Source organism: Paraburkholderia unamae (assembly GCF_003096875.1).
In the GTDB taxonomy this organism is placed as follows: Bacteria; Pseudomonadota; Gammaproteobacteria; order Burkholderiales; family Burkholderiaceae; genus Paraburkholderia; species Paraburkholderia unamae.
In genome coordinates this window covers 91958-107105 of record NZ_QEOB01000015.1, presented here as the reverse complement: position 1 = coordinate 107105, position 15148 = coordinate 91958, and the positions used below count along the sequence as shown (strand labels likewise).

Below are 15148 nucleotides of genomic sequence, written 5' to 3'. Positions count from 1 at the left end.
GGTCGCGAAGGCGGCGCGCTCAATCGAGGCAATCGAGGTCAATCGAGGCCCGCCGCCACGGCGCGGGCTTCGTCGAACGCTTCGGGGAAGCCCAGGTAGACCGGCTTGCCGCCGGTGCGCATGCGGATAAAAAGCCGGTGCTCCACCTGATACTTGACGTTGCCGATCGCAAGCGCGCCGATGCCGATCGGCGCGGCCGCGCCTGTGGCATTCGCCAGGCCCGTGATCGGCTTGCCGTTGTTGACCACGTTCACGCCCGCGATGCCTTCGGGCGGCACCGCGTTGACATCGGCGGCGATGAGCAGGTGCCGCGCGTGCGCGAGGTCCTGCGCGCTCACCACCTGTACGCCCGCGAGCGCCGTGGCGAACACGATCTCGGCCTCGCCCAGCGCGTCGCGGGTTTCGGCGGGCGTGGCCGTGCTCACGCCCTTGGTCGGAATGCGAAAGCGCGCGTTGATTTCGTCGCTCACGCGCGCGGCGCGCGCCTGGCCGCCGTGGCTCGCAATCGAGACGTCCGCGCCGAGCGAGGCGGCCATCGCCGCCGCCACGCGCCCGACCGCGCCGGTGCCGCCGAGTATCAGCACGCGCTTGCCGCCCAGCTCCATGCCGTAGGCCTTGGCCAGATGCCGTTCGACCAGCGCGACAAGCGCCGCGGCGGTCGTGTACGACCCGCTCGGATCGGCGAATACCGATACCTCGAACGGCGGGACCATGGCCTTGCGCGCGGCGTCGAGCATGTCGGCGGCGAGCATGACGTCGCGCCCGCCGATGAAGATGCCGGTGCGCGACACGCCCTTGGGGCCGCGCGAGAAAATCGCGTCCTGGGTCAGGTTCGCCACCATCGCGGCTTCGACGTTGCAGTACGGCACGATGACCTGGTAGCCGGCGTCGGCGGCCATGTTCACGTCGAACGGGCTCATCTGCGGCGTGGCGGTGAACATGTGCAGGATATAGGGCCGCTCGGCGGGCTTTTCGGTGGGTTTTTCAGGGCTGGTCGACATGGCAGGGGGCTCGTTTCGGTGGCGATCTCGTGGACTGCGCAAGGGAAGGGCTCGTGGCCACGCATGGCTGGGCAGGGTTGAGAGTCGGGGCGCGGCGCGCGCTGCCGGGGCTCAAGACCTCGCGGCGCGCGCAGGGCCGCTCATGCGGCGTCGACGCGCCGCTGCGCGCACAAGGCGGCGCGCCGCACGTCGGCGCCGCGATTGCGTCCCGCGACGACCGTGCATTCGATATGCGGCATGCCGCGCGTGGCGGCGCGCGCCGTGGCCAGCGCGCAGGCCGCGTCGTATTCGCTCGCGACGATCGCGAAGCCCGTGGGGCCCCACGAACTCTGGCCGATGCCGGCCGGCCGTTGTGCCGCCACGGCGCGCAACGCGCGCTCGACGTCGGGGCTCGCGAACACGCCGCCCTGCACGGGCGCGAAGTATTCGCCGATGGTTTGCTGCAACTGCGTGAGGCCGCGCGCGAATGCGGCGATGTCGCCTTCGGCCGCGCCCGGCAGGATCTGCATCAGCACGAGATGGCACAGATGCGCGGCGAGCGCTTGCGGAAACGGCGCGAGCGCTGCCAGGCCGCGCCGTTCCGCGTCGCCATGCAGCCCTTCGCGCGCGTTGTCGCTCACGAGCAGCACGCGCCAGCTCTCCGGGAACGGCTGGCGCGCGAGCAGCGGCGGCACGCCCTCGCGCAAGCCGCGTGACGGGCCGCCGTCCACCAGCAGGCCACCCGTTTCGAAGCCGAGCACGCCGATGCCCGAGCGCGCGCCGCGCCCGAGCAGCGCGGCGAGTTCCGCGCTCGTCGCCGCGTGGTCGAGCAGGCGCGTGAAGGCGCTGCCCACGGCGAGCGCGAGCTGCGTGCCGGAGCCGAGTCCCGTGTGTGCGCGCGGCGTGCGGATCACCTCGATCGCCACAGGTGCCGGGTCATAGGCCGCATGCAGCCGCGCGAGACAGATCGCGATGCGCTCGCGCTCCGCCTCGCTCGCCGCGCCTTCGATGCTGTCGCGCTCGGCGAGCCGCGCTTCGATGCGGGTGCCGCCGCCCTCGATCACGAGCCCGAGGCTGCCGAACGCGCGGCCGAGCGAGGCGTTCGGATCGAGGAAGCCCAGGTGCAGGCGCGCGGGGGCGTCGACGCTCACGCTGGCGTCGGGGGGAAGGCGGCGAACGTGGAGCTGCATCGCGAGAGTCCTCGTGCTTGGCGGGTGCCGGAGGGCCGCCGCAGCGACGGCGCGTGCCGTCACGCGGCGAACGGTTTCACGCGAACGCAGACGCAAAAGCTGTACCAGGCGCTGCGCCTGGCACTGCACCAGGCACCATCGCGCCCAACGTATGCGCCTCAGCCGCCGGGCGCGTCGTACTTGATATAGCGAAAGCGCGGGTCGTCGCTGGGCGTGCCTTCGAGCGGGCCGCCTTCCGCGCCCGGCTGCCACTGAATGAACGATTCGATTTTCGCGGCGAGCGCGAAGTCTTTATCGGTGATGCCCTTTGCGGAATGCGTCTTGAGCTTCACGATCACGAATGCATAGGAGACCGTGAGATCGGGGTGATGCCACGCCGCCTCGGCAAGGTGGCCCACGGCGTTCACCACCATCAGCGTGCCTTTCCAGCCTTCGGTGCGGTACTTGCGGCGCAGCCAGCCGTCCTCCAGATACCAGTGCTGCAAAGGGCCGGTGAGGCGTTGACGGACCTCGTCGTCGGTATAAACCTGGGTTGCGTTTGCCATGAGCGTTGCTCCGCGCGGGTTGCAGGGACGTCGGCGATGCTGCGCTGCCGAAGAGGCATCGCCAGGTGAGTTGCCGATTTGATTTGCAATTGGCGAGCCAGCAGCCGGTGCGCCGGCAACGAAGCGCCGTGCCCGTGGTCGCTGTCGTGCCTCGCGGCGGGCACGTTTCGTTCCGGCCGGTGACACAGTATGTCCCACCCCGCGGCGCGACGGTTCACACGTGTGACACCGGCGAGCGCACGCCCGCGCGCCGCCCGGCCCATGCGAGGGCGGCGCGGCTCGCGCGCACACCCGCGCCGCCATTGGCCATGCATGACGAATTCACGGCAAACGCGCACGGCCCGGCCATTCCGGCATGAAACCTGCATTGGGCACCGTGCGCCGAATAAAGCCCGACAACAACGATCGGGAACGTGCGCGGGTTCGTTACCCTGCATTCGATGAGGCGCGCTCGATGCGACGAGGTAGCGTGGGTCATTTGTGAGTTGCACTGCAAGACCATTCTGGAGGAGACATGAACTTACGCACCGCGGTTCTTGGGCTCGCGATCCTCGCGTCGGCAGCCCTGAGCGCTATCGTTGCACAAGCCGATCCCCAGCTTGACGGAGCCATGAAAAATCCGTCCAACTGGGCGTCGCAAGCGGGCGACTACGCGAATCACCGCTATAGTCCGCTCAAGCAGATCAACGAAAACAATGTCGGCAAACTACAGGTGGCATGGACCATGTCGACCGGCGTGCTGCGAGGCCACGAAGGCTCGCCGCTCGTGATCGGCGACACCATGTACATCCATTCGCCGTTTCCCAACAAGGTCATCGCCGTCAACCTGAAGGACCAGACCTTCCTCTGGCAGTACCAGCCGAAGCAGGACGACGCCGTGGTTTCCGTGATGTGCTGCGACACGGTCAATCGCGGGCTCGCCTACGGCGACGGCAAGATCTTCCTGCAACAGGCCGACACCAAGCTCGTCGCGCTCAACGCGAAAACCGGCGACGTGGTGTGGACCGCGCAGAACGGCGATCCGAAAGCGGGTGAAACCAACACCAACGCGCCGCACGTCTTCGGCGACAAGGTGCTCACCGGCATCTCGGGCGGCGAGTTCGGCGTGCGCGGGCGTCTCATCGCCTACGACATCAAGACCGGCAAACCCGCGTGGACGGCCTATAGCACCGGGCCCGACAAGGACATGCTGATGGACCCCGACAAGACGATGACCTACGCCGACGGCAAGATGGTGCCCGTGGGCGCGAATTCGTCGCTGAACTCGTGGAAGGGGGACCAGTGGAAGCTGGGCGGCGGCACCACGTGGGGCTGGTATGCGTGGGACCCGAAGCTGAACCTTGTCTACTACGGCACGGGCAACCCGGGCACGTGGAACCCCACGCAGCGGCCGGGCGACAACAAGTGGTCGCTCTCGATCTTCGCGCGCGATCTCAACACCGGCGAGGCGAAGTGGGTCTACCAGATGACGCCGCATGACGAATGGGACTACGACGGCGTGAACGAAATGATCCTCACGGATCTGTCGATCGACGGCAAGAACGTGCCCGCCATCGTTCACTTCGACCGCAACGGTTTCGGCTACACGCTCAACCGCGCGACCGGGCAACTGCTGGTGGCGCAGAAGTTCGATCCGGCGGTGAACTGGGCCGACCGCATCGACATGCACAGCGGCAAGCCGATTCGCAACGCGGCGTATTCGACCCAGGCCGCGGGCGCGGACCACAACGTGAAGGGCATCTGCCCCGCGGCGCTCGGCTCGAAGGACCAGCAACCGGCCGCGTACGATCCGAAGTCGCATCTCTTCCTCGTGCCGACCAATCACGTTTGCATGGACTACGAACCATTCGATGTCGACTATGTGTCGGGCCAGCCGTACGTGGGCGCGACGCTCTCGATGTACCCCGGTCCGAACGACAACAACTCGATGGGTAACTTCATCGCCTGGGACGCTTCGAAGGGCAAGATCGTCTGGTCCAAGCCGGAACGCTTCTCGGTGTGGTCGGGTGCGCTGGCCACGGCGGGCGGCATTGCGTTCTACGGCACGCTCGAAGGCTACATCAAGGCGGTTCGCATCAGCGACGGCAAGGAACTGTGGCGCTTCAAGACCCCCTCGGGGATCATCGGCAACGTGTTCACCTACGAGTATCAGGGCAAGCAGTTCATCGGCGTCTACTCGGGCATTGGCGGCTGGGCCGGCATCGGCATGGCGGCCGGGCTCCAGAAGTCGACCGAAGGCCTGGGCGCGGTGGGCGGGTATCGCGAGCTCGCGAAGTACACAGCGCTCGGCGGCACGCTCTTTGTCTTCGCCATTCCCGACAGCCACAGCTAAGCGGCTGGGTCGGACCGAAGCGCGCGAGCCTCTCGCCGCCAGTCGCATGACGGCGGTCGGCCGCGCCTTCCCCTGGACGCCCTGTTCATGCGCCGTCCAGCTTGTGCACACTGCGCCGTTTCAGGCATGAAGCCGATGCAACGCATCGCGGCGCAGCCTTATTTTCAGGGAGACATCTGCAAATGAAATGCCCATCCATCCTGTTGCGTGCGGCGCTGCCCGTGGCTTTTCTCGTGCTGCCCGTCGCGTACGCCCAGACCAATCCCGCGATCGCCCAGGTGGCGTACAAGGTGGTCGACGGCACCAAGGTCGACGGCAATACGTTCCTGGGCTGGAAAACCTGGCGCGCGCTCGACTGCGAACGCTGCCACGGCGCGCAGCAACAGGGGCTGGTGGGCCCGTCGCTCGTCGACGCGTTCAAGACGCTCGACAAGACCGAATTTCACCGCACCGTGTTCGGCGGCCGCGTGGCCAAGGGTATGCCCGACTTCAGTTCGAGCCAGATGATGCAGAAGAATTGGGAAAATCTGTATGCCTATCTAAAGGGGCGCTCGGACGGCCAGATCAAGCCGGGCGACCTGCAATCGATGGATCCGAAATAAGTCCGCGGGCCGACCTGAGGAGGTGATCGATGCGTCATGGCAACCGAATGCACGTGTATGGCGCGCTCGTAGCCGCCGCACTGGGATACGCGGCACTCTCCTTTAGCGCGGTGCGCGCCCAGGGCGAGGCCGCGCTGCCCAACAACGACGGCGCCGACGGCGTGCTGCGGGTGTGCGCGGACCCGAACAACATGCCGCTGTCCAACAGCAAGGGCGAGGGCTACGAGAACCGCATCGCGAGCCAGATGGCGAGTGATTTCGGCTACAAGCTCGAATACACGTATTTTCCGCAGCGCATGGGGTTCGTGCGCCACACGCTGCGCGAAAAGGCGCCCGACTCCGATCGCTACAAGTGCGATCTGGTGATCGGCGTGCCCAAGGGCTATGACATGACGTCGACCACGCAGCCTTATCTGCGCTCGACCTATGCGATGGTATTCACGAAGCGGCCCGAGCTCGCCGGCATCAACACGCCCGACGACCTGCTCAAGCTGCCGCCCGACCAGCTTCACAAGCTGCGCTTTGGCATCTTCTCGCAAACGCCCGCCGTCGACTGGCTCCTCAGCCACGGCCTGATCGACCAGGCCGTGTCGTACCGCGTGCAAAGCGGCGATCCGCAGGAGTATCCCGGCCAGATGATCGAAAAGGATTTGCAGGCGGGCAACGTCGACGTCGTGTTTCTCTGGGGGCCGATTGCGGGCTACTTCGCGAGCCGCTCAGGCGACACGGTGAAGCTCGTGCCGTTCCCGAGCACACCGGGCATTCGCTTCGACTACACGATCTCGATGGGCGTGCGCTACGGCGAGAAAGCGTGGAAGGACAAGATCGATCAATGGATCGGCGCGAACCACGACAAGATCGACAGCATCCTCACGAGCTACCAGGTGCCGCTGCTCAAGCCCATTGACGCACCGGCCGCGAAGCCCGCGGACGCGGCTCAATGAGGCGCGGTTCCGGTGTTCAGGCCATGCGGGCGCCGCGCGCATGGCGGCGGGCGCTCGCCGTGTGCCTCGCGTGCTGCGCGTGCCTGCTGCAAAGCCCGGCGCGCGCCACGGGCAACGACGAGATTTCGCCCGCCGAGCGGCTCATCTTCATGACGGATCATCTGCACGACGTGGCGCAGCAAAGCGAACTCGACTACGCGCTGCTCAGTTCTCAATCGGGTTCTCAAGCGGGTTCGCAAGCTCCCGAACAGGGCGCCGACACCGTGCGCGTGCTCGTGTCGAGCCCCGGCAACGCCAAGGGCGACGCGCAGGTGTCCGACCACAGCGGGGCCGTGCCCTTGCCGAACGCGGGCCTGGCGTGCAATCCCGTCATCATCTATTTTCTCGAACGCGACATTGCGGACATGGAGCGCGCGACCGGCGGCAAGCGCCGGTACTTCCAGCAGCGCGTGCGTCTCGCGCTCGCCGCCAACCCGAAGATCGAGACGGTCACGAGCCAGATCAACGGCAAGGCCGTCAAGGCCCAGCAGATCGTGATCCAGCCATACAAGAACGACCCCAACGCGGAGCGCTTCGCGCAGTACACGGGCAAGCGCTACACGTTCCTGATCGCCGACAGCGTGCCGGGTCAGGTCGCGCTGATCCGCACCGACGTGCCCGGTGCGAACGACGACTTCGCGCATCCGTTGCAAACGCAAACCCTGCGCTTCGACACCGTCGTGCGCAAGCTGCCGACGCCGCAAAACGGTCCCGCGAAGTCGCCGAACGCGCCGCGCGCGAATCGTTGAACGGGTGGGCCAGCCGTGAATTTTGTCCGCTCGCTGACCTTGCGCCAATTGCAGATCTTCGTCGTCGCGAGCCGCTACACGAGCTTCGCGCGCGCGGCGGAGGAACTGCATCTGACCCAGCCCGCCGTGTCGATGCAGATACGCCAGCTCGAAGAGGCGGTTGGCCTGCAACTCTTCGAGCGCATCGGGCGCAAGCTCTCGCTGACCGAGGCCGGCGAAAAGCTCACGCACCACGCGAGCCGCATTCTTGGCGAGATCAAGGATGCCGAAGATGCGATGACGTCGCTCACGCAGGCCGACAGCGGCTCGATTTCGGTGGGGATCGTGAGTTCCGCCACGTATTTCGCGCCCAAGCTGCTGGCGATGTATTCGCATCTGTACCCGAAGGTGGACGTGCATCTGTCCGTGGGCAATCGCGATGCACTGCTGCGCCTGTTGCAGGACAACGCGATCGACCTCGCCATCATGGGCCGCCCGCCGCCGGAAATGAGCACCACGAGCGAGGCGCTCGCGTGGCACCCGCAAGTGCTGATCGCCCCGCTCGACCATCCGCTGCACGGGGCGAGCGGCTTCGATCTACAGGAATTGCGCGGCGACACCTTCTTGCTGCGCGAGCCGGGTTCGGGCACGCGCATGGCCGCCGAGGAAATGTTCAGACAGCATCTTTTCACGCCCGCGAAGGTCGTGACGTTCGGCAGCAACGAAACGATCAAGCAGGCGGTCATGGCGGGCATGGGCGTGAGCCTGATTTCGCTGCATACGCTGTTGCTGGAGTTGCGCACGCAAGAGATCGCGCTCCTCAAGGTGAACGGCACGCCGATCGAGCGCACCTGGCAGATCGTGCATCTCGGGGCCAAGCAGCTTTCGCCCACTTGCCGCGTGTTCCGGCAGTATCTGCTCGAACACACCGCCGCGTTTCTGGAGAGCGAATATGCGGTGTTCGTGCCGTCGCCCGCGAAGTCGCAGGTGTGGGCCTGAGCCATGCCGCTGCCTGTTGCCGGGATAGGAGAGAGGGTATCGATGGATTCCAGCGAGCCGCTTCAGGACTGGCGCCTGCGTGCCTTGCAGATCGAGGAGGAAGTCGCGAGCGTCGTGATCGGTCAGGCGCAGGTCATTCGCCTCATCACGGTGGCGCTGTTCGCGCGCGGCCACGTGCTGCTCGAAGGCGGCGTGGGCGTCGGCAAGACGACCGTGCTGCGTGCGTTCGCGCGCGTGGTGGGCGGCGCGTTCGAGCGCGTGGAAGGCACGATCGACATGATGCCGGGCGACCTCGTCTATCACACCTATGTCGACGCCGAAGGCAAGCCGCGCATCGACCCCGGCCCGCTGCTGCGCCACGGTGAACGCCTCACCACGTTCTTCTTCAACGAAATCAACCGCGCGCGCCCGCAGGTGCAGTCGCTGCTGCTGCGGGCGATGGCCGAGCGTTCGGTCTGGGCCTTCGACCGCGAACATCACTTTCCGCACATGACGGTGTTCGCCGATCGCAACAAGGTCGAACAGGAAGAGACGTTCGAACTGGCATCGGCGGCGCGCGACCGCTTTCTGTTCGAATTGAGCATGCCCACGCCGGACGACGCCGAGGTGAGGCGCGCGCTGATTTTCGACGCCGCGTACCACGACGTCGACACGCTGCTCGCGAGGCTCTCGCCCGCCGTCGTGCCGTGGGAGCAGTTGAATCACATCGGCGCGATCATTCAGCAGAGCGTGCAGTCGAGCCCGACTATCGAGCGCTACGTGCTGGACATCTGGCGCGCAACGGAAATGCCGCAGCACTTCGGCATCGCGCTCGAAGGCGTGGAAATGGAGCGGCTCGTGCTCGCGGGCGCGAGCCCGCGCGGCATGAGCGCGCTGTTGCGCGCGGCGCGCGTGGTGGCGTGGCTCGACGGCCGCTCGCACCTCGTGCCCGAGGACATCCACGGCGTGCTGTTGCCCGCGCTCGGGCATCGCGTGTTCTTCACGCCGATCTACGAATTGCGCCGCCAGGAACTGGCCGAAGCGCTGATCGCGCAAATCGTGAACCGGGTGGCTGTGCCCTGAGCCATGAACGCGACGGCGCCATTTCACTATCGCTTTGCGTTGCGTGCCTCGGGGCATCGCCCCGGCTCGCATCCGGGAACGAGTGTGGGCGCGGGCGACACGTTCGCGCTGCACGGGCGCCTGTTCGATCACCCCGACCCGCGCCGGCTGGATTTGCGCGCGAGCGTGCGCGCGGCGCGCTCCGAATGGCTCGTGAGGCTGCACCTGCAACGCTCCGCCGTGCCGGTGCAGGCGCTGGTGGACGTCTCCGCGTCGATGCGCTTCGGCGCGCGCCGCACGAAATTGCAGGTGGCGGCCGACTTCGTGGAGGCGCTGGGGTATAGCGCGTTTCGCGCGGGCGATCCGTTAGGCATGCTTGCTTTCGATCACGACAAGCGCGACGACCTGTTCATGCCGGCGCGAACCGGGCGCGGCGTCGGCAACGTATATGCAACGATGCTGCGCGAGCACGCCGATACGGCGGATCTTGCCGGCGCGCCAGGCCACGGGGCGACGATCGCGGGGCTGCAACGCGTCGCGTCGAGATTGGCCGGGCGGCAGGCGCTCGTTTTTCTCGTCTCCGATTTCCACTGGCCGCTCTCCGGCATGGCGCTGGTGCTCGATCTGCTGGTCAATGCGTATGTGGTGCCCGTGGTGGTGTGGGACCGCGCCGAGATCACGCCGCCCGAAGCCGGGCGACTGCTGGCCGTGCGCGATGCGGAAGCGGCGCGGCACCGCACGCTGTGGCTGCGGCGCGGCGTGCGCGAGCGCTGGCTGGAAGCGGTCGCGCAACGGCGTACCGACCTCGCGCGGGCGTTCGCGCCGCGCGGCATCCGGCCGTTCTATCTGCACGACGAATTCGATCCGGAGGCGATGTCGCGCTACTTTCTGGAGGCGGCCGCATGAGCGCGGGCGCTGCACGCGGCCTTCGCCTCGCGCTTGCGCTCGCGTTTGCCGCTGCGCAGGCGTTCGCCACGACTCCAGCGGATGCCGCCCCTTCGAACAGCGCGGCGCAAGCGACGGTGCAGGAGCCGCGCGCGTTCGGCTATCAGCTTGGCGACATCCTCACGCAGCGCATCTTGCTTCCGGACGGCGATCGCGATGCGGTGGCGCCGCCCTCTATCGGCCGCGCCAGCGCCTGGCTCGATCGCAGGCGCGTTCGAATCGACAGTGACGCCGAAGGCCGCTCGTGGATGGCGATCGAGTACCAGGTCGTCAACGTCGATCCGACGCTCACGCGCATCGCGTTGCCCGCGTTGACGCTGACGTCGGCGTCCGGCGCGACCTTGCAGGTGCCCGAGTGGCCCGTGAGCGTGGGCCCGATGACGCCCGCCGATACTTTCGATGCCTTCAATGCCGGCGACCTGCAAGCGATGCGGGCCGACCGTCTGGCGCCCGCCGTGCCTGTCGAGCCGTTGCGCCGCCGGGCGGGCGTCGCACTCGCGCTGCTGGGGCTCACGCTGCTGTCGTGGGCCGGGTGGTGGCGCTGGCGCAACCGGCGCGAAGCCGCGAAGTTGCCGTTCGCACGCGCGTGGCGTCGTATCCGCAAGCTCGACGGCGCGAACGCCGACACGTCCGCCGATGCCTGGGTCCACCTGCATCGCGCGCTCAACGAAACGGCTGGACGCGTTGTCCACGCGGGCTCGCTGCCCGGTCTGTTCGAGCGCGCGCCGTACCTGAAGCCGTTGCGCGCGCAACTTGAGCAGTTCTATGGCCGCTCGGCCGCGCGGTTTTTCACGCCCTCGCCTGTAGCGACGGCCGCACCCGCGCCGCTTGAGGGCGCCGCCGCGCTGCGCACGCTAAGCGAGGCGTTGTACCGCGCCGAGCGCCGTCAGCAGCGATGAGCTTCTTGCCCGACTTCTCCCTGCCGTGGCTGCTGGCCTTGCTGCCGCTCGCGTTGCTGCCGCTGTTGCCAAGGCGCGGCGACGCGCTGGTGTTCCCCTCGCTCGCATGGCTGCCCGCCGATCGCCTCGGGTGCTGGATGGGCTGGATCGCACAGGGCGGCGCGGTCATCGCGATGCTGGCGATCATCGTCGGGCTTGCCGGTCCTGGGCGGCCGCACCGGCAAGTGCTGCGCACCGGCAGCGGCGCGCAGATCCTGATACTGATGGACCGCAGTGCGAGCATGGACGAAACGATGAACAGCAAGGGCGTGGGCGCGCCCGTGGGCGAATCGAAAAGCCATGTCGCGCGCGCTTCGCTCACGCAATTCGTCGCCCAGCGCCCGCACGACCAGTTGGCCTTCATGATGTTCGGCACGAGCGCGCTGCTGGTCATGCCGTTCACCTACGATCACCCGGTGATCGACGCGGCGATCGCGGGCACGGCGGTGGGGCGCGGCATGCCGGATACGCAACTCGATCGCGGGCTCCTCACGGCCATCGGCGAGTTCGACGGGCGGCACTCGTCGGGCCGCCGCGCGATCGTGCTCGTGTCCGATGGCGGCGCGCGGCTCGACGAGCGCGTGCAACGGCTCGTGCGCGACGGGCTGCTGCGCGACCAGATCGCGCTTTATTTCATCTATTTGCGCAGCAGCGTGTACAGCCCCGACCTGAACGCCGCCGCGCCCGCGAGCGGGGCATCGGCCGAGGCCGAACTGCATCGCTACTTTTCCTCCCTGAGTACGCCTTACCGTCTTTTTCAGGCTGGCAACGCGAAGGCGATGAAGGACGCCATGGCCGAAATCAACCGGCAGCAAAATGCGCGGACCACGTTCGTTGAGCATGTGCCGCGCCAGGATCTGAGTCCGTATTGCTTCGCCGTGGCGCTCGCGGCCTGCGCGCTGCTCGTCTTGCTGCGGGTGTTTCAGGTGCGGGGCTGGTCGTGAAGCGCGCGTCGGTTCACCTCATGTTCGCGGCGCTCGCGCTGGCCTGCGCCGGGGTGGCGGCCTACGACGGGCTGCGCCTGCGGCGCGCGCAGCAGATCAACGAGGCGGTGACGGCTGCCGCGCATTCCGCGCAGGCGAAGGGCGCGCCGCGCGTGGCGGCCCAAGGCGAAGCAGCACAGGGCGAAGCGCGCGAAGTGCGGCTCGCGCACGCGGTCGCGCTCTCGAAGCAGGGCGCGTACGATGCGGCGGCTCCGCTGTTCGAATCGCTGGTTCGCGACGGCCCGCTCGACGCGGCCGGCCGCGCGGCGCTGTTCGATCTCGGCAACCTGTATCTGCGCGAAGGAATTGGCCACGGCACGCCGGGCACGATCGTCGCGCCCCCGATGATCGAGGAGGCCAAGGCGCGCTATCGCGCGTTACTGCGCGACGATCCGGACGACTGGGACGCGCGCTATAACCTCGAACGCGCGCTGTGGCTCGCGCCCGAAACGCGCACCGCCGCCGACAAGCCCAACATCACGGAGCAGCACGACGTGAAGGTGCACGACCCGCAGAGCAAGGATCTGCCGTGAGCTTCGCGGCGCGCGTGCGCGGGCTTTTCGCGGGGCCTCACTGGAAAATTCCGGCCGCGTGCCTGTTGCTGGCCGCAGCGGTGAGCATGCCCAGCGTGGCCGTGCCGCGCGATACGTCGAGCGTCATCGTCACGTTCGACATCACGCAAAGCATGAGCGTCGAGGACGTCGCGATGGACGGCGTGCCGACGAGCCGCATTGCCTTCGCGCGCGCGGCGATGCGCGACGCGTTGGGGCAATTGCCATGCGGCTCGAAAGTCGGCTGGGGCGCGTTCACGGGACAGCGGACGATGCTGCTGCTGCCGCCCGTCGAAGTCTGCGGCAACTACGACGCGCTGCTGTCGTCGCTTGAGCGCATCGACGGGCACATGCGCTGGACCAACTGGAGCCGCATTGCCGAGGGCGGCGTTTATTCGGCGGTGCGCGCGGCGCAGGACGTGGGACACGGCGCGGCCGTGCTGTTCGTCACCGACGGCCAGGAAGCGCCGCCGCTCCTGCACGCCGACACGCTCGCGCGCGACATCAATCCGGGCGGCGTCAAAGGCTGGCTGATCGGCGTGGGCGGCGACGAGGCCGTGCCGATTCCGCGCACGGACGACAACGGCCGCCGCATGGGCTACTGGCGCGCCGAGGACGTGATCCAGGTGCCGGAGCAGGATCGCGCGGCCACGACCGGGCCGAGCCACGAGGAGTTGTCGGCTTTGCAGGGCCACTACCTGGAGTCGGTTGCCGGGCACATCGGCTTTCGCTACCGCCGGCTGACGGGGGCGGATTCGTTGCGCGACGCCATGCTGGACGCGCGCCTCGCCCACCGCGAACCCGTGCCGACGGACCTGCGCTGGTGTCCCGCGCTGCTGGCGTTGCTGCTGCTCATCTGGCGCTTCTTGCCGCCGGTGGCGCGTAGCCGGGCGAAGCTAGGCGCTCCTCCCGGCGGCTGAGCGGGCGGCGCCGCACCTATCGGGAAAATGAATGTGACCCATTCCAACATTTAATTTGTGGATGGTGGCGGGATCCGATAGCTTATGGAGGTCCATTCCCCCAGGGGCGCGCAGTGTGGCCCCCACCCGCCGAGGCACATTCATGATCGACCGCGTATTCGTCAACGCCGTGGGCGCTGACGGCAAGCCCATCAATCTCGCGGTGCGCGACGGGCGCTTCGTCAGCATCGGCCCGGAGCGCGTTGAGACGGGCGGCGCAGAGGTCGTGGACCTGAAGGGCCGCCTCGTGCTGCCGGGTTTCGTCGACGGCCATATCCACCTCGACAAGAGCTTCGTGGGCGATCGTTGGCGCGCGCATCACGCCGCCGCGACGCTGCGCGAGCGCCTCGCCGCCGAAAAAGAGGCGCTCGCGAGCGCGGCGCCCATCGCGCAGCGCGCCGAAGCGCTGATCCGCCAGGCCGCGTCGTTCGGCACCATGGCCATGCGCAGTCATGTCGATGTCGATGCGACGACCGGGCTGACCCATCTCCATGCCGTCATGGAAGCGCGCGAAAAATGGCGCGATGTCGTGGACATCGAACTCGTTGCCTTTCCGCAGGCGGGCGTGGTGTCGTGCCCCGGCACCGCCGATCTGCTCGAGGCCGCCGTGCGCGAGGGCGCCGAGGTCGTGGGCGGCATCGACCCGACCACGCTCGACGGCGACGCCGGGCGCCAGCTCGATATCGTCTTTGGCATTGCGCAGAAGCACGGCGTGAAGATCGACATTCATCTGCATGAGCCGGGCGAGCAGGGCGTTGAGCAGTTGCATCGCATCGCCGCGCGCACCCGCGCGGGGGGCTTGGCGGGCAAGGTGACGGTGAGCCACGCCTACGCGTTGGGCGATGTCGACGCCGCGCCGCTTGGGCGCGTGGCCGACGCGCTGGCCGAAGCGGGCGTTTCGATCATGACGAACGCGCCCGGCGACCGCGCCTTTCCGCCGGTGCTGGCGCTGCGCGCGGCGGGCGTGCGCGTGTTCACCGGCAACGACAACATCCAGGACGCCTGGTGGCCGTACGGCAACGGCGACATGCTCCAGCGCGCCATGCTGGTGGGCTATCGCTCCGGCTTCTATACCGACGAAGCGCTGCTAGTCGCGCTGGACATGGCGACCGAGGCCGGCGCGGCCGTGCTCGGCAAGCCAGGCTATGGCCTGAAGGCCGGCAACGAAGCATCGTTCGTTATCCTGAAGGCTGAGAACGCGGCGGCGGCTGTGGCAGCCGCGCCAGCCGAGCGCGTCATCGTTCGACGCGGGCGGTTCGAGAGCGACGCAGCCCGTCTGCAATTCGAACCCGCGACGCTCGCGTGCGCGCAGCACGGCTGATTATCCCCGGCGCCGCCCACGCGCGGCGCTCTTTCTGAAAACGCGTCATCC

General features: G+C 67.8%; 15 protein-coding genes. 12 read left to right on the top strand and 3 right to left on the bottom strand.

The window, feature by feature from the left end; all coding sequences use genetic code 11:
- Nucleotides 1-38: 38 nt before the first annotated feature.
- The 3 genes from C7402_RS28725 to C7402_RS28715 all read right to left on the bottom strand — a co-directional run bounded on the left by C7402_RS28725 (nucleotide 39) and on the right by C7402_RS28715 (nucleotide 2715).
- Nucleotides 39-1001, bottom strand: coding sequence for an NAD(P)-dependent methylenetetrahydromethanopterin dehydrogenase (locus C7402_RS28725; RefSeq protein ID WP_116613017.1), 963 nt, complete (start codon nucleotides 999-1001; stop codon nucleotides 39-41).
- Between the two features lie 140 nt (nucleotides 1002-1141).
- Nucleotides 1142-2170: a beta-ribofuranosylaminobenzene 5'-phosphate synthase family protein gene (locus C7402_RS28720; protein ID WP_116613016.1), complete on the bottom strand. Its 1029-nt coding sequence runs from the start codon at nucleotides 2168-2170 to the stop codon at nucleotides 1142-1144.
- A 158-nt stretch (nucleotides 2171-2328) separates the two neighbouring features.
- Nucleotides 2329-2715, bottom strand: a complete 387-nt coding sequence (locus tag C7402_RS28715; protein WP_116613015.1) for a 4a-hydroxytetrahydrobiopterin dehydratase — start codon at nucleotides 2713-2715, stop codon at nucleotides 2329-2331.
- Nucleotides 2716-3229: 514 nt separating this feature from the next.
- On the opposite strand from C7402_RS28715, the gene C7402_RS28710 reads away from it, so the two are divergent.
- The 12 genes from C7402_RS28710 (at nucleotide 3230) to C7402_RS28655 (ending at nucleotide 15097) form a co-directional block, all read left to right on the top strand.
- The gene (locus tag C7402_RS28710; protein ID WP_116613014.1) at nucleotides 3230-5047 is read left to right on the top strand and encodes a methanol/ethanol family PQQ-dependent dehydrogenase; all 1818 of its coding nucleotides are present in this window, start codon (nucleotides 3230-3232) and stop codon (nucleotides 5045-5047) included.
- A gap of 182 nt (nucleotides 5048-5229) precedes the next feature.
- Nucleotides 5230-5649, top strand: a complete 420-nt coding sequence (locus C7402_RS28705) for a c-type cytochrome (RefSeq protein WP_112176456.1) — start codon at nucleotides 5230-5232, stop codon at nucleotides 5647-5649.
- Nucleotides 5650-5678: 29 nt separating this feature from the next.
- Nucleotides 5679-6593, top strand: coding sequence for a substrate-binding domain-containing protein (locus tag C7402_RS28700; protein WP_116613013.1), 915 nt, complete (start codon nucleotides 5679-5681; stop codon nucleotides 6591-6593).
- Nucleotides 6590-7381, top strand: coding sequence for a hypothetical protein (locus tag C7402_RS28695; RefSeq protein ID WP_112176460.1), 792 nt, complete (start codon nucleotides 6590-6592; stop codon nucleotides 7379-7381). The genes C7402_RS28700 and C7402_RS28695 overlap by 4 nt, the downstream gene beginning before the upstream one ends.
- Before the next feature lie 15 nt (nucleotides 7382-7396).
- On the top strand, nucleotides 7397-8359 hold the full coding sequence (locus tag C7402_RS28690) for a LysR family transcriptional regulator (RefSeq protein ID WP_116613012.1): 963 nt from the start codon (nucleotides 7397-7399) through the stop codon (nucleotides 8357-8359).
- Between the two features lie 42 nt (nucleotides 8360-8401).
- Nucleotides 8402-9421, top strand: coding sequence for an AAA family ATPase (locus tag C7402_RS28685; RefSeq protein WP_116613011.1), 1020 nt, complete (start codon nucleotides 8402-8404; stop codon nucleotides 9419-9421).
- Between the two features lie 3 nt (nucleotides 9422-9424).
- Complete coding sequence (locus C7402_RS28680) at nucleotides 9425-10306, top strand: DUF58 domain-containing protein (protein ID WP_112176467.1); 882 nt, start codon at nucleotides 9425-9427, stop codon at nucleotides 10304-10306.
- Nucleotides 10303-11244 carry a calcium incorporation protein MxaA gene (locus C7402_RS28675; RefSeq protein WP_116613010.1) on the top strand — a complete coding sequence of 314 codons (942 nt, stop codon included), beginning with the start codon at nucleotides 10303-10305 and terminating at the stop codon, nucleotides 11242-11244. The genes C7402_RS28680 and C7402_RS28675 overlap by 4 nt, the downstream gene beginning before the upstream one ends.
- The gene (locus C7402_RS28670; RefSeq protein WP_116613009.1) at nucleotides 11241-12227 is read left to right on the top strand and encodes a vWA domain-containing protein; all 987 of its coding nucleotides are present in this window, start codon (nucleotides 11241-11243) and stop codon (nucleotides 12225-12227) included. The genes C7402_RS28675 and C7402_RS28670 overlap by 4 nt, the downstream gene beginning before the upstream one ends.
- Nucleotides 12224-12799, top strand: coding sequence for a tetratricopeptide repeat protein (locus C7402_RS28665; RefSeq protein WP_116613008.1), 576 nt, complete (start codon nucleotides 12224-12226; stop codon nucleotides 12797-12799). The genes C7402_RS28670 and C7402_RS28665 overlap by 4 nt, the downstream gene beginning before the upstream one ends.
- A complete protein-coding gene (locus C7402_RS28660) occupies nucleotides 12796-13737 on the top strand; it encodes a vWA domain-containing protein (RefSeq protein WP_372460425.1) in 942 nt (313 codons plus the stop codon). The genes C7402_RS28665 and C7402_RS28660 overlap by 4 nt, the downstream gene beginning before the upstream one ends.
- 142 nt (nucleotides 13738-13879) lie before the next feature.
- On the top strand, nucleotides 13880-15097 hold the full coding sequence (locus C7402_RS28655) for an amidohydrolase family protein (protein WP_116613007.1): 1218 nt from the start codon (nucleotides 13880-13882) through the stop codon (nucleotides 15095-15097).
- Nucleotides 15098-15148: the final 51 nt, after the last annotated feature.